A 22,635-nucleotide genomic window follows, 5' to 3' on the forward strand; every position below is an offset into this window, starting at 1 on the left:
CATATGCCCTGGACTGACAATTTGTCATGAGAAATCGCGCTGAAGATACCCTTTTTATCAGCATACTTCACTTGAAATCTGTACCAAAACGTTATCATTTCAGGATGTTAAACATTTGTATAATCAATGATAGTGCCGCTTCCAATACTTACGTAATTATTTAACACTGGAAAAATCAGCACGAAATAACCCTGCTGAAAGGTATCAGCTTAGGGGAAAATTGACGCAGATCATGATTTCCGTACTCAGAAGTGAGTAATCTTGGTTACACCCCCAGGGAGGCCACCTGCCAAAAAGGGATGATGCTAAGGTAAGGCTCTTTTAGTAAATTAGTGTGCTGGTGTACAAAGTAACTCTTTGTTTTATTTTGTGTTACGCAAGTGCTATCGGCTCTGTCTATACTGTGTGACGTATCGAGCGCTGGTTTACTAAAAGAGTTTAAACATTATCAGGAGAGCATTATGGCTGTTACTAATATCGCTGAACTGAACGCCCTCGTCGAGCGCGTGAAAAAAGCCCAGCGTGAATATGCCAATTTCACCCAAGAACAGGTTGATAAAATCTTCCGCGCGGCCGCACTGGCTGCTGCAGATGCTCGCATCCCTCTCGCTAAAATGGCCGTTGCCGAATCCGGCATGGGTATCGTTGAAGATAAAGTGATCAAAAACCACTTTGCTTCAGAGTATATCTACAACGCCTATAAAGATGAGAAAACCTGTGGCGTGCTGTCTGAAGACGACACCTTCGGTACTATCACCATCGCTGAACCTATCGGCATTATCTGCGGTATCGTTCCGACCACTAACCCAACGTCTACCGCTATCTTCAAATCACTGATTAGCCTGAAGACCCGTAACGCAATCATCTTCTCTCCACACCCACGTGCGAAAGACGCGACCAACAAAGCTGCAGATATCGTCCTGCAGGCCGCTATCGCTGCGGGTGCACCAAAAGACCTGATTGGCTGGATCGACCAACCTTCTGTTGAGCTGTCCAACGCGCTGATGCATCACCCGGACATTAACCTGATTCTGGCGACCGGTGGTCCAGGCATGGTTAAAGCTGCATACAGCTCCGGTAAACCGGCTATCGGTGTGGGCGCGGGTAACACCCCTGTTGTTATCGACGAAACTGCTGACATCAAACGTGCTGTCGCGTCTGTACTGATGTCTAAAACCTTCGATAACGGTGTAATCTGTGCATCTGAACAGTCTGTTGTAGTTGTGGATTCCGTATATGACGCGGTTCGCGAACGTTTCGCCAGCCACGGCGGCTACCTGCTGCAAGGCAAAGAGCTGAAAGCGGTTCAGGACATCATCCTGAAAAATGGCGCGCTGAACGCCGCTATCGTGGGTCAGCCAGCCTACAAAATTGCTGAACTCGCAGGCTTTACCGTTCCGGCAACAACCAAAATCCTGATCGGTGAAGTGAAAGTTGTTGACGAAAGCGAGCCGTTCGCACACGAAAAACTGTCTCCTACGCTTGCCATGTACCGTGCGAAAGATTTCGAAGAGGCGGTAGAGAAAGCGGAGAAGCTGGTTGCCATGGGCGGTATCGGTCACACCTCTTGTCTGTACACTGACCAGGATAACCAGCCAGAGCGTGTTGCTCACTTCGGTCAGATGATGAAAACCGCACGTATCCTGATCAACACCCCTGCTTCTCAGGGTGGTATCGGTGACCTGTACAACTTTAAACTCGCACCTTCCCTGACTCTGGGTTGTGGTTCCTGGGGTGGTAACTCCATCTCTGAAAACGTTGGTCCAAAACACCTGATCAACAAGAAAACCGTTGCTAAGCGAGCTGAAAACATGTTGTGGCACAAACTTCCGAAATCTATCTACTTCCGCCGTGGCTCTCTGCCAATCGCGCTGGATGAAGTGATTACTGATGGCCACAAACGTGCGCTCATCGTGACTGACCGTTTCCTGTTCAACAACGGCTACGCTGACCAGATCACCTCTGTGCTGAAAGCGGCTGGCGTCGAAACTGAAGTGTTCTTCGAAGTTGAAGCTGACCCAACCCTGAGCGTGGTACGTAAAGGTGCTGAACTGGCTAACTCCTTCAAACCAGATGTGATTATCGCACTGGGTGGTGGTTCCCCAATGGACGCCGCGAAAATCATGTGGGTGATGTACGAGCATCCAGAAACTCACTTCGAAGAACTGGCACTGCGCTTTATGGATATCCGTAAACGTATCTACAAGTTCCCGAAAATGGGCGTAAAAGCGAAAATGATCGCGGTCACCACCACTTCCGGTACCGGTTCAGAAGTCACGCCATTCGCGGTAGTAACAGACGATGCAACCGGTCAGAAATACCCACTGGCTGACTATGCGCTGACGCCAGACATGGCTATCGTTGATGCGAACCTGGTCATGGAGATGCCGAAGTCTCTGTGTGCGTTCGGTGGTCTGGATGCGGTAACTCACGCCCTGGAAGCCTACGTTTCTGTACTGGCATCTGAGTTCTCTGACGGTCAGGCTCTGCAGGCTCTGAAACTGCTGAAAGAAAACCTGCCAGCGTCCTACAACGAAGGGTCTAAAAACCCTGTAGCACGTGAACGTGTCCACAGCGCCGCAACCATCGCCGGTATCGCGTTTGCCAACGCCTTCCTGGGTGTTTGCCACTCAATGGCGCACAAACTGGGCTCACAGTTCCACATTCCTCACGGTCTGGCGAACGCCCTGTTGATCAGCAACGTTATCCGTTATAACGCTAACGACAACCCAACCAAGCAGACTGCTTTCAGCCAGTACGACCGTCCACAAGCACGTCGTCGCTATGCTGAAATCGCTGACCACCTTGGTCTGAGCGCACCGGGTGACCGTACTGCTGCCAAGATTGAGAAACTGCTGGCATGGCTGGAAAGCCTGAAAGCTGAACTGGGTATTCCTAAGTCAATCCGTGAAGCGGGCGTACAGGAAGCTGACTTCCTTGCTCACGTAGATAAGCTGTCTGAAGATGCATTCGATGACCAGTGTACTGGTGCTAACCCGCGCTACCCACTGATCTCCGAGCTGAAACAGATTCTGCTGGATACCTACTACGGTCGTGAGTTCAAAGAAGGTGACGTTGCCGCTGTGAAAACAGAAGCCTCTGTCATCAAAGCTGACAAGAAAGCGAAGAAAAGCGCTTAATTGACATCAGCAGATGAAAAACCCGCCTTTATGGCGGGTTTTTTTATGTGTGAATAATAAGCCAGACGTTATTTTCTGTTGTCGTGCTGAATCGCCGTCAGCGAGCCCACAGACAGCGCTTCTTTATAATGCTTACGGCAGACCGAAACATAGCGTTCATTACCGCCTATCACCACCTGCTCACCATCTGCATAAGGTTTTCCGGCCTGGTCAAGACGAAGTACCATACTGGCTTTACGACCGCAGAAGCAGATCGTTTTCAGTTCGACAAGTTTATCCGACCAGGCGAGCAAATACTGGCTCCCTTCAAAAAGCTCGCCGCGGAAATCCGTGCGCAGGCCATAACACAGCACGGGGATATCAAGCTCATCGACTACCTCTGACAGGGCATGGACCTGTTCACGCGTCAGAAACTGGCTCTCATCGACCAGGACACAATGAATGGGCTGCGCAGCATGTTCTGCACGAATGTCTTCAAACAGATCGGTTTTCGGGTTAAACAGCCTTGCAGGCGACGAGAGCCCTATTCTGGAGCTCACCTTCCCCGCGCCAAAGCGATCGTCAATTTCCGCCGTATAAACAACGGTACGCATCCCTCGCTCCTGATAATTGTACGAGGATTGCAGCAGCGCGGTGGATTTCCCGGCATTCATTGCCGAATAGTAGAAATAAAGTTGTGCCATTGGCCGTAAAACCCTAATCAATGTGTAATATTCCCGATGAGTCATTGTACCATATTTTGTCTGGTCATCAGCGATGCAGCGCACAGAGGATGCAGTTCAGTACGGCGTTCAGTACCGTCTGTTTAACAAAATAACCCGTTAAAACATGAAGTAAACGCATTCAGCCAGACGACGAGGTTATAAGTTCAACCAAACATAACACTTCTTTTTATAGTGGAATCCGTGTTGTTTAAGATTCACTATTTATTAACTATTTCAGGCTTAACACCAGGGGTGAGAACTAATACAAAAGGCTGATATTTCTCCGCCGCAACTATAATTCCTGCGGGAAATGTCACAAAAAAAAGATGCAGGCGGCCTGTTTTAGCATGCCCAGATGATAACAACCGAGACTGCTGGGTGGCGGAATTTAAGTTAGCGTAATTAATAATAGCGGCAATATTTAGTATTTTTTGAATTCCTTACATTCCTGGCTATTGCACAACTGAATTTATGGCTCTATTATTAGGTCAACAAACCACCCCCCATTATAAGTTTGAGATTACTACAATGAGCGAAGCACTTAAAATTCTGAACAACATCCGTACTCTTCGTGCGCAGGCAAGAGAATGCACCCTCGAAACGCTTGAAGAAATGCTGGAAAAATTAGAAGTTGTAGTTAATGAACGTCGCGAAGAAGAAAGCGCTGCTGCGGCTGAAATCGAAGAACGTACTCGTAAACTGCAGCAATATCGTGAAATGCTGATTGCTGATGGTATCGATCCAAATGAATTGCTGAACAGCATGGCTGCCGCTAAAACCGGTACTAAAGCAAAGCGTGCTGCCCGTCCTGCTAAATATAGCTACGTTGATGAGAACGGCGAAACTAAAACCTGGACTGGCCAGGGGCGTACTCCTGCTGTTATCAAGAAAGCGATGGATGAGCAAGGTAAACAGCTGGACGACTTCCTGATCAAGGATTAATCGAGCCTTATTCAGAAAAATCCCGCTTATTGCGGGATTTTTTTTAACCTAAATTTGTCGCAAACATCCTCTTACACTCTGTCATAAAGCATTATTTAGCAATTTCATCGACTGTACTTTAAGACAGGTTTTCGGGAGTGTTACGGGCATAAAAAAACCGGTGGGCAACGCCTCACCGGTTTGAACATTTGCAGCGGTGGCTTATTTCTTAATACCTACGCTCTCTTTGAGCCAGGTTTTAAATTCTTCGCCGAGGGTATTGTGGCGGATACCATATTCAACAAACGCCTGCATATAACCGAGCTTATTACCGCAGTCATGGCTCTTACCTTTCATATGGTAGGCCTCAACGGTCTCTTTCTCGATCAGCATATCGATGGCATCCGTCAGCTGGATCTCATCACCCGCTCCTGGAGGCGTTTTAGCCAGCAGAGGCCAGATCTCAGCACTCAGGACATAGCGACCTACAACAGCAAGGTTTGAAGGCGCTACGTCGGCTTTAGGCTTCTCTACGACGCCCACCATTGGCACACTCTCCCCCGGCTCAAGGTTAACGCCTTTGCAGTCAACCACACCGTATGCCGTTACGTCTTCAACAGGCTCAACCATAATCTGGCTGCTGCCGGTTTCGTCGAAACGTTTGATCATTTCAGCCAGGTTATCCTGAGAAAGATCGGATTCGTATTCGTCCAGAATAACGTCAGGCAGAATTACCGCTACAGGCTCATCACCCACGACAGGGTGCGCGCACATAACAGCGTGGCCCAGACCTTTAGCCAGCCCCTGACGAACCTGCATAATGGTGACGTGTGGAGGGCAAATAGACTGAACTTCTTCTAACAGCTGACGCTTAACGCGCTTTTCCAGCATGGCTTCAAGTTCAAAGCTTGTATCGAAATGGTTTTCGATAGAGTTTTTAGATGAATGCGTAACCAGCACAATTTCAGTGATGCCGGCTGCAATACATTCATTCACGACATACTGGATTAATGGCTTATCAACCAGTGGCAGCATCTCTTTAGGAATCGCCTTGGTTGCTGGTAACATCCTGGTCCCCAATCCCGCTACCGGGATAACGGCCTTTCTGACTTTCGAATTTAGGGCAGCCATTCAAATTCTCCTGAGCTGTTCAAGTTTTGAACTTTTATGCAATAAATAACGCGTTGAGTATATCAGTCTCGCCCCGCAGTCCGGGTCTGAAAAGAACGCGTTGCCGATCAATTAGGATAAATACGCATGAAACCGGGCAGCGATAGTAGCACTCCCCGCAAAACACAGGTAAAGCAATCTTAAAATGACGATCCAATTGCTTATTCCGTGGACAACATTAAGCGTAGCCGCCCCCCGGCGCCCCAAATTTGGCACTGCCACGAGGAACAGCGGTGGCTAATTTGATTAAGATACGCCGTTCCCAACGTCCCAAGCGGTACACCGTTACTCACCCGAATATGGTGTTCACCGGTATTCAGTGATGCATTGAGACCGGCTGAAACGAGGATCAGATTTTTTAAACCGCTGTGGTAATAGCCGACCAATAGCGGAAACTGTCCAGGCAAATTGGCCTGACGAAAAAGCTGGTTTACCTGTTTGAGTAAACTGCCTAACTCCGGCAACCGTTGTCCCTGATGGGATAACTGTTCCTGCAACAAACCATTAAATAGCGCACGAAGAAGCAACGCCGCTAATACACCGTTATCCCCCGCCCGGGTGACATCCAGAGAATAAAACGCAAGGTCGGAATCTGACAGTGGCGCAATATCCAGCACCAGTCCAAGCTGGTCAGCGGCCACCAGCTGCCGATAATTTACGCGACAGTGGGAAATAGTTTGCTGGACGGGTGGCTGGAGTTCTTGCAACAGTTTCGCCGCAGCAGGCGGATTACTCACCAGAGCGTCCCAGTCCTGGAAAAGACGTTCCTCTTCCTCTACCCGGGAATTAAACATATTCGGATAAAGGCACGCTAAGACCGTTTCTCGCAGCCGGTTCAAATCTTTAACCGGTTTAAGCAGAATATCCTGTACCCCAAGACGTAATGCTTTTGCGATATCCGCCATGTTTTCGGTGGCAGAGATCACCAGAATCGGCGTCTGATTGCCTTCGTTACGCAGATGCTCAACCAGCTTCAGTCCATTCATGCGCGGCATCGCAATGTCGCAAATCATCAAATCGGGCGTAATGCTGATCATTTTTTCCAGGGCGTCGATGCCATCTTCAGCCAGTGACGTCATTGCGCCCAGCGAGGATAACCACGAATCCAGTAGCGATCGGAAAACGGGCTCGTCTTCAACAATCAAAATGTGTTTTCCGGCCAATGGCTGCGTCATGGTTCCTCCCCTGGCTGACAGTAACTAAATAGTGGCATGCGATCGGCACTATCGCCTGTCAGATTTTGCTGAAGTAGTCAAAAAAGGTGCTTAACGTGCGGTTTGCATAAAAGGCAACAATTCGTCCATTTTCTTTTCGACGGCTAACGAGCCCGCTGCGATGGCGGCCTCAGCCCGATGGAAATCAAGAGTAGAGATTTGCGGACAGTACGGCTGAATAAGAATATCCGGAGGATCGCCTGCCATACGGTTACGTTTAAGGCGATTCTCGAGTACCTGAATTGACGTGGTCATGATTTCTATCGCCGTCGGCGCAGCAACCGAACGACGTGCGGTCATACGCCCGATTCTTCCGCGCAGGCGCGCGTGCCAGGCCAGTTTCTCGCCCTCAGCATCTTCGCTCTGGAGATTGACCGGCATGAGATCCTGTTGCATCAGGTGGGCGTCGTGCTGCAGGTCGACGGCAATCACGATGTCAGCACCCATTGCACGCGTCAGAGAGATGGGAACCGGGTTAACGACGCCACCATCGACAAGCCAGTAACCGTTGTGTGGGACAGGCGCCATGAGTCCCGGCATACTGCAGGAGGCACGCACGGCAAGATGGATATCCCCTTCGGTTAGCCAGAGTTCGCGACCTGTACTGAGGTTCGTCGCGACGGCGCCGAAAGGCATCTGACAATCAGTGAAGTCTTCGAGGGGCATAACCTGGCGGAACTGGTTAAAGACGCGTTCGCCGCGCAGCAGTCCACCACGCTGCCAGGAGAGGTCCATCAGACGCAGCACGTCCCAGTAGCTGAAGGAGCGCACCCACGTCTCGAGCTCCGGTAGCTTTCCGCACGCGTAAGCGGAGCCGACAAGCGATCCGATTGAGCACCCTGCAACAATATCGACAGTAATGCCCATCTGATTTAAGGCATTAATCACGCCGATGTGTGACCATCCCCGGGCGGCACCTGAACCCAGCGCCAGCCCAATTTTAACCTTTCTCATTAGTCCTGTTTTACGTCCCCTGGATTCCTGACATAGCATCAACGCAACGCCTCAGTTAACATAGTGCTACCCGAAGCGTTTTACGCCTTTATTTTTTTGTTCCAGGAAGAGAATCGTGTCTCAACTCTGCCCTTGTGGTAGCGCTCTGGAGTATAGCCTATGTTGCCAGCGATATCTTTCTGGCGATCAGGTTGCACCAGACCCGTCACACCTTATGCGTTCACGGTACACTGCTTTTGTGATCAAAGACGCAGACTACCTGATTAAAACCTGGCATCCATCCTGCCACGCAGCCGATTTCAAACAGGACATCGAAGCCGGGTTTGCGAACACGCAGTGGCTCGGCCTCACCGTCTATGAATCCTCTCCAGGCAGTCATGAAGATGAAGGTTACGTCAGCTTTGTTGCCCGTTTTACCGAGAACGCTAAGCCTGGCGCCATTATCGAGCGTTCCCGGTTCTTAAAGGAACGCGGGCAATGGTATTATATTGACGGAACGCGTCCACAGTTTGGTCGTAACGATCCCTGTCCGTGTGGTTCAGGTAAAAAATTTAAAAAGTGTTGCGGGCAGTAATGCCTGACAACCCAGACTTCGCAAATACAAACAGGATTTCCCGGCGATGCAATCATTACAACGTAAAGTTCTGCGCACCATCTGTCCCGATCAAAAAGGGCTGATCGCACGAATTACCAACATTTGCTACAAACATGAACTGAATATCGTGCAGAACAACGAGTTCGTTGACCACCGTACCGGCCGCTTCTTCATGCGTACCGAACTGGAAGGTATTTTCAACGACACCACGCTGCTGGCCGATCTGGACAGCGCGCTTCCGGAAGGTTCCGTGCGCGAGCTGACCCCTGCGGGCCGACGCCGCATCGTGATCCTGGTGACCAAAGAAGCACATTGTCTTGGCGACCTGCTGATGAAAGCCAACTACGGCGGTCTGGATGTCGAAATTGCGGCTGTTATTGGTAACCACGAGACGTTGCGCTCGCTGGTCGAGCGCTTTGATATTCCGTTCGAGCTGGTTAGCCATGAAGGCCATACGCGTGAAGAGCACGACGACCTGATGGCGCAGGCCATTGAAGCGCATAACCCGGACTACGTGGTGCTGGCGAAATACATGCGCGTGTTAACGCCGTCTTTCGTGGCGCGTTTCCCGAACAAGATCATCAACATCCACCACTCGTTCCTGCCGGCCTTTATTGGTGCGCGTCCATACCACCAGGCCTACGAGCGCGGCGTGAAGATCATCGGCGCGACAGCCCACTACGTGAATGACAATCTGGACGAAGGTCCCATCATCATGCAGGACGTGATTCATGTGGATCACACTTACACCGCTGAGGACATGATGCGTGCAGGGCGTGACGTTGAGAAGAATGTGTTAAGCCGCGCGCTGTATCAGGTGCTGGCCCAGCGTGTCTTCGTTTACGGTAACAGAACCATCATTCTTTAATCTTTCGGAAAATGAATTGATTAGCTTTGCGCCTTTACGGATAAAAAGCAGGCAAACAACTTCATTTCCCTAAAGGAAAGCTTTACAGGGGCGTCTCATTTGATATGATGCGCCCCGCTTCCAGCAGGAAGCAGGCCAGTAAAAAGTATTACCCCGTGGTGGGGTTCCCGAGCGGCCAAAGGGAGCAGACTGTAAATCTGCCGTCATCGACTTCGAAGGTTCGAATCCTTCCCCCACCACCATCTCTCAGCACGACCTCAAAATTTGAATTACCCCTGGTGGGGTTCCCGAGCGGCCAAAGGGAGCAGACTGTAAATCTGCCGTCATCGACTTCGAAGGTTCGAATCCTTCCCCCACCACCATCACTTCCCCAACATAAAAAAACCGAGTCCGCCCTTGTAGGCCGGGTAAGGCGCAGACGCCACCCGGCGACAGAAACCTACATCGGAGGCAAGCGACGCCTGACCGGCGAACTCTTCACAATCGACGTATTACACTGGGCATGTTCCGCCAGGCCGTCCAGCAGCGCATCAAGCTGTTCGATTGACCGCACCACCAGCCTGATGACGAAGCAGTCCTCCCCGGTGACTTTGTCGCTCTCAATACACTCCGGCATCGCCTGAATATACTTATCCACCTTATGCAACAGCCCTGGCAACGGCCGTACGCGCACCAGCGCGTGCAGCGTATACCCCAGCGCCGCCAGATTCACCCGTGCACCATAACCCTGAATCACACCGCGCTCTTCCAGCCGCTTCAGGCGCTCTGCCGTACTGGGGGACGTCAGACCGATGCGGCCGCTGAGCACCTTCAACGACATGCGCGCATCCTCAACCAGGCAGGCTAAAATTTGTCGGTCGATATCATCGATAAGGCATTCCATTCTTTTCACCTAATTTTAAAAAGTCATTTACCTTTTCAACCTTATCTCACCCCTGTAAAACCCGACAGCGATTTTCGACAATAGCGTCATTAATCAGGAGGTGGATGATGCGTGATTTCCATAAAGGCGTGTGGCAAATGAGCCTGGCGATGTTAATTTCCGGCTCTATCGGCGCGTTTGTTTTGCTCTCCGGTCTGCCGGTGACGGAAGTGGTGTTCTGGCGCTGTCTTATCGGGGCTATGGCGCTTTTTATTTTTATCCGGGCAAGTCAAAAGCCCTTCAGCCCCCTCACCCGCACCACGCTGCTGCTGGCTATTCTTGGCGGCGTGGCGCTCGTGGTGAACTGGGTGCTGCTCTTCGCGGCCTATGAGCGTATCTCAATTGGTCTTTCAACCGTGGTCTATAACACCCAGCCTTTTATGCTGGTCTTGATGGGGATGTTTCTGGGCGAACGCGTCAGCCTGGTGAAATGGGGCTGGCTATTCCTCGCCTTTGGCGGCGTGGTGATCCTGCTCTCCAGCGAGCTGACCGGCGCGCATGGCAGCGAATGGCTCACCGGAATAGGTTTGGCCATGGCCGCGGCCTTCTTCTACGCGCTGACGGCAATCATTGCGCGCAAACTGAAAACAATCGCACCGCAGCATATTGCCTTTATCCAGGTGCTGACCGGCGTCGTGATGCTTTTGCCGTTTGCCAGCCTGCCGTCATTTTCCGGTGATTTCCCCTGGCCGATGCTGCTGACGCTCGGCATTGTCCATACCGGCATTATGTACCAGCTGCTCTACAGCGCAATTCAGAAGCTGCCTACGCCCATCACCGGCTCCCTGTCGTTTATCTATCCGGTGGTGGCAATTGTTGTCGATAATCTGGTGTTCGGACACGCGCTTAACCTGACGCAGCTGGCGGGCGGCGCGCTGATCCTGTTTGCTGCCGCGGGCAACAACCTGGGCTGGGGCGAAAAAAAACCCCGCGAGCGCGGGGTTAGTATCAAAACGGCGAATTAGCGACGGGCGCGTACAATCTGGTATTTGCGCGTCAGGTACTCCACCGGCGCGCTCCAGATGTGGACCAGGCGTGAGAAAGGAAACAGCACAAACAGCGTCATCCCCAGCACCAGGTGAACGCGGAAGATAAACGCCACGCCGTCCAGGTGCTCAGATGCTCCGCCGTGGAAGGTCACCACGGACTGCGCCCAGCCGACCAGCTTCATCATTTCGCTTCCGTCCATATGCTGCGCCGAGAACGGAATGGTCAGCAGACCCAGCGCGCACTGTACCATCAGCAGGGAGAGGATCAGGATATCCGCTGCGGTTGTGGTCGCACGCACGCGCGGGCTGAACAGACGACGCTTGAGCAGCAGCAGGCCGCCAACAAGGGTCATCACGCCGCAGGCACCGCCCGCGATCATCGCCATCTTCTGCTTCACCTCAATCGGCAGCCACGCTTCATACATCCAGTGCGGCGTCAGCATCCCGAGGAAGTGACCGGCAAAAATGCCCAGAATCCCGATGTGGAACAGGTTAGACGCCACGTGCATCCCCTTGCGGTCCAGCATCTGGCTGGAGGCGGCACGCCAGGTGTACTGGCCATAATCGTAACGCAGCCAGCTTCCCACCAGGAACACGGTGCCCGCGATATACGGGTAAATGTCAAAGAAGAACATATTCAGGAAGTGCATTAGTGCCGTCCTCCGTTAGAGATATTCAAATATTGCGGGGCAACCGCGCCGGCAAAACGGCGCTGGTGAGCAGCGATTTCAGACTCGCCGCAGTTCTGGTCAGCAAAGAATTTGACCTGCTCTTCTTCCCAGACCGCATCCAGCGCCTGTGGCGTATCGTCACGGGCCTCATCGGCGATTTTCTCCGCCACTTTTTCACTGTCGACAGAGGCGTTGGCGAGCTTCACCAGCAGATCGAACAGCACCGCGTAGCGGCTCTCACGCTGCTGAAGACGCGCGCCGAGCAGCGCCAGGATCGGCGCGATGTCCTGCAGACCGCCCAGCGCCTCTTCTTTTGGCAGCTGCGCCAGATATTCCAGATAGAGCGGCAGGTGATCCGGCAGCTCGCGGCTGTCGAGCTGCAGACCGTGCTGCTCGTACTGTGCCATCAGGTCGACCATCGCCTGACCGCGGTCGCGGGATTCACCGTGAACGTGTTCGAACAGCAGCAGCGAGGTCGCACGCCCCCGGTCAAACAGCTGGCTGTAGTCCGCCTGCGCATCAAGAAGATCGCGCGCCAGCAGATCGCGGAGGAAAACGCCCAGCTTCTGGGCATCTTCTTTATCCAGGTTTTCAGATGCCGCAAGCGCATCAAAAAGTTCCTGCTGGTGCTGCGCCAGCGCAGCATCCGGGTACTCGAGCAGACGCGAAACAATGACGAGTTCAATCATGAGTGCGGCTCCGTTTTACTGGTCACATCCATGGCGTCGATGCGGCGGCTGTTGAACAGGTTGAATTTGCTGTCTGACCCGTGGCAGCCGTCGCCAAAGGTAAAGCCACAGCCGTTTTTCTCCGGGAAGGCCTCGCGGGCCAGCTCACGGTGGCTGCTCGGCACCACGAAACGGTCTTCGTAGTTGGCAATCGCCAGATAGCGGTACATTTCCTGCGCCTGCGCTTCGGTCAGACCGACCTCTTCCAGCGCGCGGGTGTCGGTTACGCCGTCCACGGTTTCGGCACGCTTGAAGTGGCGCATCGCCAGCATACGCTTCAGCGCCAGCAGTACGGGCTGGGTATCCCCTGCGGTCAGCAGGTTGGCCAGGTACTGAACCGGAATACGCAGGCTCTCCACGTCCGGCAGAATGCCGTTGCTGCCCAGCTCACCCGCGTCAGCGGCAGACTGAATCGGCGACAGCGGCGGCACGTACCAGACCATCGGCAGCGTGCGGTATTCCGGATGCAGCGGCAGGGCCAGCTTCCAGTCCATCGCCATTTTGTACACCGGAGACTGCTGCGCGGCGTCAATCACGCTCTGCGGAATGCCGTCCTTCAGCGCCTGCTCAATCACTTTCGGATCGTTCGGGTCGAGGAAGACATCCAGCTGACGCTGATACAGATCCTTCTCGTTCTCGGTGCTCGCGGCGTTTTCAATCGCGTCCGCGTCGTACAGCAGCACGCCGAGGTAGCGAATACGGCCTACGCAACTCTCGGAGCAGACGGTCGGCATACCGGCTTCGATACGCGGGTAGCAGAAGATGCACTTCTCGGACTTGCCGCTCTTCCAGTTGAAGTAGATCTTTTTGTACGGGCAGCCGGTGATGCACATGCGCCAGCCGCGGCACTTGTCCTGGTCGATCAGCACGATGCCGTCTTCTTCACGCTTGTAGATGGCGCCGCTCGGGCAGGTCGCCACGCACGCCGGGTTAAGGCAGTGCTCGCACAGGCGCGGCAGATACATCATGAAGGTGTTTTCGAACTGGCCGTACATCGCCTTCTGCATGTTCTCGAAGTTCTGGTCTTTGGCGCGTTTTTCGAACTCGCCGCCCAGAATCTCCTCCCAGTTTGGACCGCTGGTAATTTTGTCCATGCGCTGACCGGTGATCAGCGAGCGGGGACGGGCGATCGGCTGGTGTTTACCTTCCGGCGCGTTGTGCAGATTCTGGTAGTCGTAGTCAAACGGCTCGTAGTAATCCTCGATGCCCGGCAGGTGCGGGTTAGCAAAGATTTTTCCCAGAAGCCAAGCGCGGTTACCCATGCGCGGCTGCAGCTTGCCGTTGATTTTGCGGATCCAGCCGCCCTTCCACTTCTCCTGGTTTTCCCAGTCGGTCGGGAAGCCGGTGCCCGGCTTGCTTTCCACGTTGTTGAACCAGGCGTATTCCATACCTTCGCGGCTGGTCCAGACGTTTTTACAGGTGACCGAGCAGGTATGGCAGCCGATGCATTTATCCAGATTCAGCACCATGCCGACTTGTGAACGAATTTTCATTTTACGCTCTCCTGTACCTGGTCATTACCTTCGCCGTCTAACCAGTTAATATTCTTCATCTTACGTACCACCACGAACTCATCGCGGTTCGATCCTACGGTGCCGTAGTAGTTAAAGCCGTAGGCCAGCTGCGCATAGCCACCGATCATGTGGGTCGGCTTCGGCGTAATGCGGGTCACGGAGTTGTGGATCCCGCCGCGCTGTTCGGTGATCTCTGACCCCGGCAGGTTCACGATACGTTCCTGCGCGTGGTACATCATGGTCATCCCGGCCGGTACGCGCTGGCTCACCACCGCACGCGCCGTCAGGGCACCGTTGCTGTTGAACACTTCGATCCAGTCGTTATCTTCAATACCCAGATCTTTGGCATCCGTTTCGCTCATCCAGACAATCGGACCGCCGCGCGACAGGGTCAGCATCAGCAGGTTGTCGCTGTAGGTGGAGTGGATCCCCCACTTCTGGTGCGGCGTCAGGAAGTTCAGCGCCTTCTCCGGGTTACCGTTCGATTTCGCGCCCATCACCGCTTTCACGGAGCGGGTGTCGATAGGCGGACGGTACACCAGCAGGCTTTCACCGAAGTCGCGCATCCACTGGTGATCCTGATACAGCGACTGGCGGCCGGACAGGGTGCGCCATGGGATCAGCTCGTGAACGTTGGTGTAGCCCGCGTTATAGGACACATGCTCGTCTTCCAGACCTGACCAGGTCGGGCTGGAGATAATCTTGCGCGGCTGGGCCTGAATATCGCGGAAGCGGATTTTCTCTTCCTCTTTATTCGTCGCCAGATGCGTATGGTCGCGACCGGTGAACGCGCTCAGCGCCGCCCAGGCCTTCACCGCGACGTGGCCGTTGGTTTCCGGGGCCAGGGTCAGGATCATCTCTGCCGCATCAATCGCCGTGTTCAGCATGGGCTGGCCTTTCGCCGGGCCGTCCGCTTTGGTGTAGTTGAGCTTGCGCAGCAGGTCCATTTCGCTCTGGGTGTTCCAGGCGATCCCTTTCCCGCCGTTACCGATTTTCTCCATCAGCGGGCCGATAGAGGTAAAGCGCTCGTACGTTGCCGGGTAGTCACGCTCAACCGGAATGATGTGCGGTGCGGTCACGCCCGGGATCAGGTCGCATTCGCCTTTTTTCCAGTCCTTCACGTCCAGCGGCTGCGCCAGTTCGGCGGCAGAGTCGTGCTGGATAGGCAGCGTTACCACGTCAGTCTCTTTGCCGAGGTGCCCCACGCAGACTTCGGAGAATGTCTTCGCGATGTCTTTGTAGATTTCCCAGTCGCTTTTTGATTCCCACGCCGGGTCAACGGCCGCAGACAGCGGATGAATAAACGGATGCATATCCGAGGTATTCATGTCGTCTTTTTCGTACCAGGTGGCGGTTGGCAGCACGATATCGGAGTACAGGCAGGTGCTGGACAGACGGAAGTCCAGCGTCACCACCAGATCCAGCTTGCCGTCCAGACCGTTGTCTTTCCACTCCACCTCTTCCGGCTTCACGCCGCCCTGCTTGCCGAGATCTTTCCCCTGGATGCCGTTTTCGGTACCCAGCAGGTATTTCAGCATGTACTCGTGACCTTTACCGGACGAGCCCAGCAGGTTGGAGCGCCAGATGAACAGGTTGCGCGGATGGTTTTTGCCGTTCTCAGGCTGTTCTGCCGCGAAGCGGATGGAGCCTTCCTTCAGGGATTTGACGGTGTAATCCACCGGCGACATGCCCGCTTTCTTCGCCTCTTGTGCAATGCGCAGCGGGTTAGTGCCCAGCTGCGGCGCAGACGGCAGCCAGCCCATGCGTTCAGCGCGCACGTTGAAGTCAATCAGATGGCCGCTGTAGCGGGATTTATCCGCCATCGGCGACAGCAGCTCCTGCGCGGTGACCGTCTCGTAGCGCCACTGGCTGGAGTGGTTATAGAAGTAGGAGGTGCTGTTCATGTGGCGTGCCGGACGCTGCCAGTCAAGGGCAAACGCCAGCGGCTGCCAGCCGGTCTGCGGACGCAGTTTTTCCTGACCCACGTAGTGCGCCCAGCCGCCGCCGCTCTGGCCGACGCAGCCGCAGAAGATCAGCATGTTGATCAGACCACGGTAGTTCATATCGAGGTGATACCAGTGGTTAAGACCCGCACCGACGATGATCATGGAGCGACCGTGGGTCTGGTCGGCGTTTTCCGCAAACTCGCGGGCGATACGCACGATCTGCGCGCGTGGAACGCCGGTGATCTGCTCCGCCCATGCCGGGGTATAAGCCTTCACGTCGTCATAGCCGGTGGCGCAGTTTTCATCACCCAGACCGCGTTCCAGGCCGTAGTTCGCCATGGTCAGGTCATAGACGGTGGTGACCAGCGCGGTAGTCCCGTCGGCCAGCTGCAGGCGTTTCACCGGCAGCTTGTGCATCAGCACGTTTTTCAGCTCAACCTTGTTGAAGTGCTCGGAACCTTCGCCGCCAAAGTACGGGAAGCCCACATCCGCAATCTCGTCCTGGCTACCCAGCATGCTCAGACGCAGTTCCGTCTCTTCACCGGTCGTGCCGTTACGCTGCTCAAGGTTCCACTTGCCCTTCTCGCCCCAGCGGAAGCCGATAGAGCCGTTTGGCGCCACCAGCTCGCCGTTGCTGTTATAGGCGACGGTTTTCCACTCTGGGTTATTTTCCTGGCCCAGCGCGTCCACCAGATCGGCGGCGCGCAGCGTACGGCCTGCGGCGTAGTAGCCGTCACGCTCTTCGAGCATCACCAGCATCGGCATGTCGGTGTAGCGACGGACGTAGTCGGTGAAGTACTGGCTTGGTTTATCCAGATGGAACTCGCGCAGCATGACGTGGCCCATCGCCATCGCCATCGCGGCATCGGTCCCCTGTTTCGGTGCTAGCCACAGGTCACACAGCTTGGCGATTTCCGCGTAGTCCGGGGTCACCGCAACGGTTTTGGTGCCTTTGTAACGGACTTCGGTAAAGAAGTGCGCGTCCGGCGTACGGGTCTGCGGCACGTTTGAGCCCCAGGCGATGATGTAGCTGGAGTTGTACCAGTCGGCGGACTCCGGTACGTCGGTCTGTTCGCCCCAGGTCTGTGGAGACGCTGGCGGCAGGTCGCAGTACCAGTCGTAGAAGCTCAGGCAGGTACCGCCGATTAAGGAGAGATAGCGCGCGCCGGAAGCGTAAGAGACCATCGACATCGCCGGGATTGGCGAGAAGCCTGCCACGCGGTCAGGACCGTAGGTTTTCACGGTGTAGACGTTGGAGGCGGCAATCAGCTCGTTCACCTCTTTCCAGGAAGAGCGAACGAAACCACCGCGACCGCGCGCCTGCTTGAAGCTTTTCGCTTTGTCGGCGTCCTCGATGATGGATGCCCACGCATCAACCGGATCGCTGTGCTGCACTTTCGCTTCACGCCACATTTTCATCAGGCGTTTACGCATCAGCGGATATTTGAGACGGTTGGCGCTGTAGAGATACCAGGAGTAGCTGGCGCCGCGCGGGCAGCCGCGCGGTTCATGGTTCGGCATATCCGGACGGGTGCGCGGGTAGTCGGTCTGCTGCATTTCCCACGTCACCAGACCGTTTTTAACGAAAATCTTCCAGCTACATGAGCCAGTGCAGTTTACGCCGTGGGTAGAACGGACGACTTTGTCATGCTGCCAGCGCTGGCGGTAACCGTCTTCCCAGTCCCGGTTGGTATCCAGAACCTGGCCGTGCCCATCGGCAAACGTTTCGCCCTTCTGCTTGAAGTAGCGAAACCGGTCCAAAAACTTGCTCATCGGGTATCTCCTGTATGGAGCCTGTGGCTCTCTAAATCGACATTGCTGATTTGCAGCGAAGGTAACGCCCTGAAAGAGAGGGAGAATTGATAACGATCAAGACGACGAGGGACTTTCAGGCGAGGGATTACACCGAATACCACCAAAGCGGTATCTTTATAAATTTCATATCTATATGAAATATAAGGTTATTTTAATTTCATCCTACAAAAGACCAGGCAAAATTTAACATCTCAGGTATTAAGGGGTAGAGCGCCCTGGAAAGCGATGGCGATCACAGTGTTGCCTGCGGATTTCCTGAGAAGAGCTTTCAGTATGTTGTAACTATTTTGACCCCAAAAAAACGCGGCCCGAAGGCCGCGTAAACGGATAATCACACTTACTTATTTTTTTTGGTATTACGGCCATATACCAGCCACGTAATCACAACGCAGGCGATATAGAAGATGAGGAAGACCTTCATTGCACCCGCCGGAGAGCCGGTCAGATCCAGTGAGATGCCGAACGCTTTCGGAATAAAGAAGCCACCAATTGCGCCAATCGCAGAGATAAAGCCCAGGGCTGCAGCCGTATCCGTTGCCGCTTCACGCATCGCCTGCTCTTCGCTTCCGCCCTGCGCCTTCACGCGGTCCATCGTCAGCTTGCGGAAGATCACGGAGATCATCTGGAAGGTAGACGCACTCCCCAGCCCGGCCGTCAGGAACAGCACCATAAACACGCCGAAGAAGGCGATGAAGCTCCCGCCCTGTCCGTCAGCAGGCAGCGTCAGGAACAGCAGCGCACAGAAGACTGCCATCACGACGAAGTTAACCAGCGTCACGCGGGTCCCGCCCAGACGGTCGGAGATCATGCCCCCCAGCGAACGCGCCAGTGCGCCAATGAAAGGACCGAAGAAGGCGAATTGCAGGATCTGCACGTCCGGGAACTGCGTTTTCGACAGCATCGCGAAGCCCGCCGAGAAGCCGATAAACGAACCGAAGGTCGCCAGATACAGCAGCGCCATCACCCAGAGGTGTCCACGCTTCAGCACCGGCAGCTGTTCGCTCAGCGACGCCTTCGACGCGGACAGGTCATTCATAAAGAACCAGGCTGCAAGGGTGAAGACCACGAGGAACGGCACCCAGATCCAGGCTGCGTTTTGCAGATAGAGGGAAGAACCATCCGCCTGCTCAACGCCACCGCCGCCAAAGGCTGCAAAAATGGAGACCGAGATCGCCAGGGGAGCGATCAGCTGCATCACGCTCACGCCCATATTGCCCAGACCGCCGTTAATCCCCAGCGCGCCGCCCTGCTTCGCTTTCGGGAAGAAGAAGCTGATGTTCGCCATGCTGGAGGCGAAGTTCGCCCCGGCAAAGCCGCACAGCAGGGAGATAATCACGAACACGCTGAACGGCGTGGAGGTATCCTGCACCGCGAAGCCGAGCCACACGCAAGGGACGATCATGATGCCCGTACTGAACGCCGTCCAGCGACGGCCGCCGAAGACCGGCACCATAAACGCGTAAGGGACGCGCAGCAGCGCGCCTGACAGCGACGGCAGTGCGGTCAGCATAAACAGCTGATCGGTTGTAAACGTAAACCCGACTTTGGGCAGGTTTACCGCCACCGCGCTAAACAACATCCAGACGCAAAACGCTAACAACAAGCACGGCACGGAAATCCACAGATTCCGGCTTGCTACACGATGGCCGCGCTGTTGCCAGAACGCCGGATCCTCTGGACGCCAGTCAGTAATAACGGCACCATTTTCCCTTTCGGGAGCGGATGAGTGACTCATAGACACCTCTGATTCTCGAATGATGCTGCAAACATTAGGGTTTTAGGGCGGCGGTAAGTTGATATAAATCAAAGGAAAAGTGGGAGGATTTGCGGTGTAAAATAAGGCCTCATCCTTAGTGAGTAGGCTAATTCGGTAAAAAAGACGTGGTTTTTCACGGCACTGACGGTTCCCTGCAGCGCCCACCTCTTTCCCCCTACTCCGTTGGCAATTTAGGGGTAATCCTTTATTGGTATGGGTATACTCCAGGGTATGCACCAGAATAGCGCCATTCCTGCAAGCAGGCCACGTCAGGAGCACGCCCACTCTATGTTAAAAAGATGCTTATCTCCGCTAACGCTCGTGAATCAGCTCGCCCTGATTGTTTTGCTGTCCACCGCCATCGGCGTGACCGGCATGGCGATCTCCGGCTGGCTGGTACAAGGGGTACAGGGTAATGCGCATGCCATCAACGAGGCAGGCTCGCTACGCATGCAGAGTTACCGTCTGCTGGCGGCGGTTCCGCTGACGCAGGACGATCGGCCTTTAATCGATGAAATGGAGCGCACGGCGTTCAGCCCCGAGCTGGAAAATGCCGCCATCCGTGCCGGTCAGCAATCCCAGTTGAAAGCCCTTCAGGGGTACTGGCACACCCAGCTGCAGCCGGGCCTGAAACAGGCGCGCAGTACAGAAGCCGTTGCCCAGGACGTGGCGGGGTTTGTCTCCCGCATTGACGCGCTGGTCTCAGCGTTCGACCAGACGACCGAATTACGCATCGACCGGGTGGTGATGGTGCACCGGGCCATGGCGCTGTTTATGGGGCTGCTGCTGATCTTCACCATCGTCTGGCTCCGCGCGCGTCTGCTGAATCCCTGGAAACAGCTGCTGGCGATGGCCCGCGCGGTCACCGCACGCGATTTTACCCAGCGCACGCACATTAGCGGGCGCAACGAGATGGCCATGCTCGGCCAGGCACTCAATACCATGTCGGCCGAGCTCTCCGAGAGCTACGCGGTGCTGGAGCAGCGCGTACAGGAAAAAACGGCCGGGCTGGAGCAGAAAAACGAGATCCTCTCTTTCCTCTGGCAGGCCAACCGTCGCTTGCACATGCAGGTGCCGCTATGTGAACGTCTCTCACCGGTGCTGAATGGCCTGCAAACGCTGACCCTGCTGCGCGATCTGGAGCTGCGGGTCTACGATGTGGAAGACGAAGAGAACCACCAGGAATTTACCTGTCAGTCCGATATGTCCTGCGATGACAAAGGCTGCCATCTTTGCCCTCGCGGCCTGCCGCCGCTGACCTCCGGCGGCACGACCCTGAAGTGGCGCCTTACGGACAGCCACACTCAGTACGGCATTCTGCTGGCCACCCTGCCAACCGGACGCCACCTGAGCCACGACCAGCAGCAGCTGGTGGATACGCTGGTTGAACAGCTGACGGCCACGCTGGCGCTCGACAGGCATCAGGAAAAACAGCAGCAGCTGATCGTCATGGAAGAGCGCGCGACCATCGCCCGCGAGCTGCACGACTCTATCGCCCAGTCGCTTTCCTGTATGAAAATGCAGGTGAGCTGCCTGCAGATGCAGGATGCGGAGATGCCCGACAGCAGCAAGCAGCTGCTCAGCCAGATCCGCAACGAGCTGAACACCTCCTGGGTGCAGCTGCGCGAGCTGCTGACCACCTTCCGTCTGCAGCTGACCGAGCCGGGCCTGCGCCCGGCGCTGGAATCCAGCTGTCACGAATTTAGCGCCCGGCTGGGGTTCCCGGTGAAGCTGGATTACCAGCTGCCGCCGCGCTTTGTCCCCTCCCATCAGGCCATACATTTACTGCAGATCGCCCGCGAAGCGCTGAGCAACGTGCTTAAACACGCTGAAGCAACGGCGGTCACGGTCACCGTCAGCCAGCACGACAATCAGGTGAAACTGACGGTTCACGATAACGGCCGCGGCGTGCCGGAAAATGCCGAACGCACTAACCACTATGGTTTAATCATTATGCGAGACCGCGCCCAAAGCCTGCGCGGTGATTGCCAGGTTCGCCGGAGAGAGACGGGCGGCACGGAAGTTGTCGTCACCTTTATTCCCGAGAAACCGCTTACAACTGCTCAAGGAGATACCCATGACTAATCAGGAACCGGCATCCATCCTGTTGATCGACGACCATCCGATGCTGCGTACTGGCGTGAAACAGCTGGTCAGCATGGCGCCCGATATCACCGTGGTGGGCGAAGCCAGCAACGGCGAACAGGGCATTGAGCTTGCCGAATCCCTCGATCCCGATCTGATCCTGCTCGATCTGAATATGCCGGGCATGAACGGACTGGAGACCCTCGACAAGCTGCGGGAAAAATCGCTTTCCGGACGCATCGTCGTCTTTAGCGTGTCGAACCATGAAGAGGATGTGGTCACGGCGCTGAAACGCGGGGCGGATGGCTATCTGCTGAAAGACATGGAGCCGGAAGATCTGCTTAAGGCGCTGCAGCAGGCGGCGGCGGGCGAGATGGTATTGAGCGAAGCCTTAACGCCGGTGCTGGCCGCCAGCCTGCGCGCTAACCGCGCCACCTCTGACCGTGACGTCAGCCAGCTCACGCCGCGCGAGCGCGACATTCTCAAGCTCATTGCCCAGGGCCTGCCGAACAAAATGATCGCTCGCCGCCTGGACATCACCGAAAGCACGGTCAAAGTGCACGTGAAGCATATGCTGAAGAAAATGAAGTTAAAATCTCGCGTTGAAGCCGCCGTGTGGGTGCATCAGGAACGCATTTTCTAA

At 54.9% G+C, this 22,635-nt stretch carries 17 protein-coding genes and 2 tRNA genes; 9 read left to right on the plus strand and 10 right to left on the minus strand.

Annotation, left to right across the window (positions count from 1 at the left end; genetic code table 11):
- Nucleotides 1-461 precede the first annotated feature (461 nt).
- Entirely contained in the window at nucleotides 462-3,140 is a 2,679-nt protein-coding gene (gene adhE, locus ACOTXI_RS16140; RefSeq protein ID WP_008502783.1) for a bifunctional acetaldehyde-CoA/alcohol dehydrogenase, read from the plus strand.
- A gap of 68 nt (nucleotides 3,141-3,208) precedes the next feature.
- On the opposite strand, the gene tdk is transcribed toward adhE, so the two are convergent.
- A complete protein-coding gene (gene tdk / locus ACOTXI_RS16145) occupies nucleotides 3,209-3,823 on the minus strand; it encodes a thymidine kinase (RefSeq protein ID WP_008502782.1) in 615 nt (204 codons plus the stop codon).
- Between the two features lie 549 nt (nucleotides 3,824-4,372).
- Between tdk and hns the strand changes: the two genes are divergently transcribed.
- Entirely contained in the window at nucleotides 4,373-4,786 is a 414-nt protein-coding gene (hns, locus tag ACOTXI_RS16150) for a histone-like nucleoid-structuring protein H-NS (protein WP_008502781.1), read from the plus strand.
- Nucleotides 4,787-4,987: 201 nt separating this feature from the next.
- Here the strand turns inward: hns and galU are convergent, their stop codons facing one another.
- From galU to rssA, 3 genes are all read right to left on the minus strand, one after another.
- The gene (galU, locus tag ACOTXI_RS16155; RefSeq protein ID WP_008502780.1) at nucleotides 4,988-5,896 is read right to left on the minus strand and encodes a UTP--glucose-1-phosphate uridylyltransferase GalU; all 909 of its coding nucleotides are present in this window, start codon (nucleotides 5,894-5,896) and stop codon (nucleotides 4,988-4,990) included.
- A gap of 200 nt (nucleotides 5,897-6,096) precedes the next feature.
- Nucleotides 6,097-7,110 (minus strand): two-component system response regulator RssB, encoded by a 1,014-nt coding sequence (gene rssB, locus ACOTXI_RS16160; protein WP_421633948.1) that lies wholly within the window; start codon nucleotides 7,108-7,110, stop codon nucleotides 6,097-6,099.
- A 90-nt stretch (nucleotides 7,111-7,200) separates the two neighbouring features.
- Nucleotides 7,201-8,103 carry a patatin-like phospholipase RssA gene (gene rssA, locus ACOTXI_RS16165; protein WP_032623057.1) on the minus strand — a complete coding sequence of 301 codons (903 nt, stop codon included), beginning with the start codon at nucleotides 8,101-8,103 and terminating at the stop codon, nucleotides 7,201-7,203.
- A gap of 115 nt (nucleotides 8,104-8,218) precedes the next feature.
- Between rssA and ACOTXI_RS16170 the strand changes: the two genes are divergently transcribed.
- The 4 genes from ACOTXI_RS16170 to ACOTXI_RS16185 all read left to right on the plus strand — a co-directional run bounded on the left by ACOTXI_RS16170 (nucleotide 8,219) and on the right by ACOTXI_RS16185 (nucleotide 9,928).
- The gene (locus tag ACOTXI_RS16170) at nucleotides 8,219-8,677 is read left to right on the plus strand and encodes a YchJ family protein (protein WP_032623056.1); all 459 of its coding nucleotides are present in this window, start codon (nucleotides 8,219-8,221) and stop codon (nucleotides 8,675-8,677) included.
- Nucleotides 8,678-8,723: 46 nt separating this feature from the next.
- The gene (purU, locus tag ACOTXI_RS16175; RefSeq protein WP_021240336.1) at nucleotides 8,724-9,566 is read left to right on the plus strand and encodes a formyltetrahydrofolate deformylase; all 843 of its coding nucleotides are present in this window, start codon (nucleotides 8,724-8,726) and stop codon (nucleotides 9,564-9,566) included.
- 157 nt (nucleotides 9,567-9,723) lie between these two features.
- Nucleotides 9,724-9,808 (plus strand) — tRNA-Tyr (locus ACOTXI_RS16180).
- Between the two features lie 35 nt (nucleotides 9,809-9,843).
- Nucleotides 9,844-9,928 (plus strand) — tRNA-Tyr (locus tag ACOTXI_RS16185).
- 77 nt (nucleotides 9,929-10,005) lie between these two features.
- Here the strand turns inward: ACOTXI_RS16185 and ACOTXI_RS16190 are convergent.
- The gene (locus ACOTXI_RS16190) at nucleotides 10,006-10,449 is read right to left on the minus strand and encodes an Lrp/AsnC family transcriptional regulator (RefSeq protein WP_008502998.1); all 444 of its coding nucleotides are present in this window, start codon (nucleotides 10,447-10,449) and stop codon (nucleotides 10,006-10,008) included.
- A gap of 107 nt (nucleotides 10,450-10,556) precedes the next feature.
- Between ACOTXI_RS16190 and ACOTXI_RS16195 the strand changes: the two genes are divergently transcribed.
- Nucleotides 10,557-11,453: a DMT family transporter gene (locus ACOTXI_RS16195; protein WP_008502999.1), complete on the plus strand. Its 897-nt coding sequence runs from the start codon at nucleotides 10,557-10,559 to the stop codon at nucleotides 11,451-11,453.
- Here ACOTXI_RS16195 and narI read toward each other — a convergent pair.
- From narI to ACOTXI_RS16220, 5 genes are all read right to left on the minus strand, one after another.
- The gene (gene narI, locus ACOTXI_RS16200; RefSeq protein WP_021240339.1) at nucleotides 11,450-12,127 is read right to left on the minus strand and encodes a respiratory nitrate reductase subunit gamma; all 678 of its coding nucleotides are present in this window, start codon (nucleotides 12,125-12,127) and stop codon (nucleotides 11,450-11,452) included. The two genes, ACOTXI_RS16195 and narI, sit on opposite strands and share 4 nt — an antisense overlap.
- Nucleotides 12,127-12,837: a nitrate reductase molybdenum cofactor assembly chaperone gene (gene narJ, locus ACOTXI_RS16205; RefSeq protein ID WP_008503001.1), complete on the minus strand. Its 711-nt coding sequence runs from the start codon at nucleotides 12,835-12,837 to the stop codon at nucleotides 12,127-12,129. The genes narI and narJ overlap by 1 nt, the downstream gene beginning before the upstream one ends.
- The gene (narH, locus tag ACOTXI_RS16210; protein WP_021240341.1) at nucleotides 12,834-14,369 is read right to left on the minus strand and encodes a nitrate reductase subunit beta; all 1,536 of its coding nucleotides are present in this window, start codon (nucleotides 14,367-14,369) and stop codon (nucleotides 12,834-12,836) included. Before narH ends, narJ begins: the two co-directional genes overlap by 4 nt.
- Complete coding sequence (locus ACOTXI_RS16215) at nucleotides 14,366-18,109, minus strand: nitrate reductase subunit alpha (protein WP_008499534.1); 3,744 nt, start codon at nucleotides 18,107-18,109, stop codon at nucleotides 14,366-14,368. The genes narH and ACOTXI_RS16215 overlap by 4 nt, the downstream gene beginning before the upstream one ends.
- Nucleotides 18,110-18,488: 379 nt before the next feature.
- Nucleotides 18,489-19,886, minus strand: a complete 1,398-nt coding sequence (locus tag ACOTXI_RS16220) for a NarK family nitrate/nitrite MFS transporter (protein WP_032652255.1) — start codon at nucleotides 19,884-19,886, stop codon at nucleotides 18,489-18,491.
- 309 nt (nucleotides 19,887-20,195) lie between these two features.
- Between ACOTXI_RS16220 and narX the strand changes: the two genes are divergently transcribed.
- Nucleotides 20,196-21,992: a nitrate/nitrite two-component system sensor histidine kinase NarX gene (narX, locus tag ACOTXI_RS16225; RefSeq protein ID WP_058653329.1), complete on the plus strand. Its 1,797-nt coding sequence runs from the start codon at nucleotides 20,196-20,198 to the stop codon at nucleotides 21,990-21,992.
- Entirely contained in the window at nucleotides 21,985-22,635 is a 651-nt protein-coding gene (gene narL, locus ACOTXI_RS16230; protein WP_008499531.1) for a two-component system response regulator NarL, read from the plus strand. The genes narX and narL overlap by 8 nt, the downstream gene beginning before the upstream one ends.

Origin of the sequence: Enterobacter cloacae complex sp. BZL2005 (assembly GCF_049238885.1) — a bacterium.
GTDB classification, from domain to species: domain Bacteria; phylum Pseudomonadota; class Gammaproteobacteria; order Enterobacterales; family Enterobacteriaceae; genus Enterobacter; species Enterobacter roggenkampii.

Excerpts from the sequence above, each read along its gene's own strand:
- narI (WP_021240339.1), bottom strand. The coding sequence starts at position 12,127 with ATGCACTTCCTGAATATGTTCTTCTTTGACATTTACCCGTATATCGCG.
- rssA (WP_032623057.1), bottom strand. The coding sequence starts at position 8,103 with ATGAGAAAGGTTAAAATTGGGCTGGCGCTGGGTTCAGGTGCCGCCCGG.
- narL (WP_008499531.1), top strand. The coding sequence starts at position 21,985 with ATGACTAATCAGGAACCGGCATCCATCCTGTTGATCGACGACCATCCG.
- narJ (WP_008503001.1), bottom strand. The coding sequence starts at position 12,837 with ATGATTGAACTCGTCATTGTTTCGCGTCTGCTCGAGTACCCGGATGCT.
- ACOTXI_RS16215 (WP_008499534.1), bottom strand. The coding sequence starts at position 18,109 with ATGAGCAAGTTTTTGGACCGGTTTCGCTACTTCAAGCAGAAGGGCGAA.
- narX (WP_058653329.1), top strand. The coding sequence starts at position 20,196 with ATGTTAAAAAGATGCTTATCTCCGCTAACGCTCGTGAATCAGCTCGCC.
- adhE (WP_008502783.1), top strand. The coding sequence starts at position 462 with ATGGCTGTTACTAATATCGCTGAACTGAACGCCCTCGTCGAGCGCGTG.
- rssB (WP_421633948.1), bottom strand. The coding sequence starts at position 7,110 with ATGACGCAGCCATTGGCCGGAAAACACATTTTGATTGTTGAAGACGAG.
- galU (WP_008502780.1), bottom strand. The coding sequence starts at position 5,896 with ATGGCTGCCCTAAATTCGAAAGTCAGAAAGGCCGTTATCCCGGTAGCG.
- ACOTXI_RS16220 (WP_032652255.1), bottom strand. The coding sequence starts at position 19,886 with ATGAGTCACTCATCCGCTCCCGAAAGGGAAAATGGTGCCGTTATTACT.
- ACOTXI_RS16195 (WP_008502999.1), top strand. The coding sequence starts at position 10,557 with ATGCGTGATTTCCATAAAGGCGTGTGGCAAATGAGCCTGGCGATGTTA.
- narH (WP_021240341.1), bottom strand. The coding sequence starts at position 14,369 with ATGAAAATTCGTTCACAAGTCGGCATGGTGCTGAATCTGGATAAATGC.
- purU (WP_021240336.1), top strand. The coding sequence starts at position 8,724 with ATGCAATCATTACAACGTAAAGTTCTGCGCACCATCTGTCCCGATCAA.
- tdk (WP_008502782.1), bottom strand. The coding sequence starts at position 3,823 with ATGGCACAACTTTATTTCTACTATTCGGCAATGAATGCCGGGAAATCC.
- hns (WP_008502781.1), top strand. The coding sequence starts at position 4,373 with ATGAGCGAAGCACTTAAAATTCTGAACAACATCCGTACTCTTCGTGCG.
- ACOTXI_RS16190 (WP_008502998.1), bottom strand. The coding sequence starts at position 10,449 with ATGGAATGCCTTATCGATGATATCGACCGACAAATTTTAGCCTGCCTG.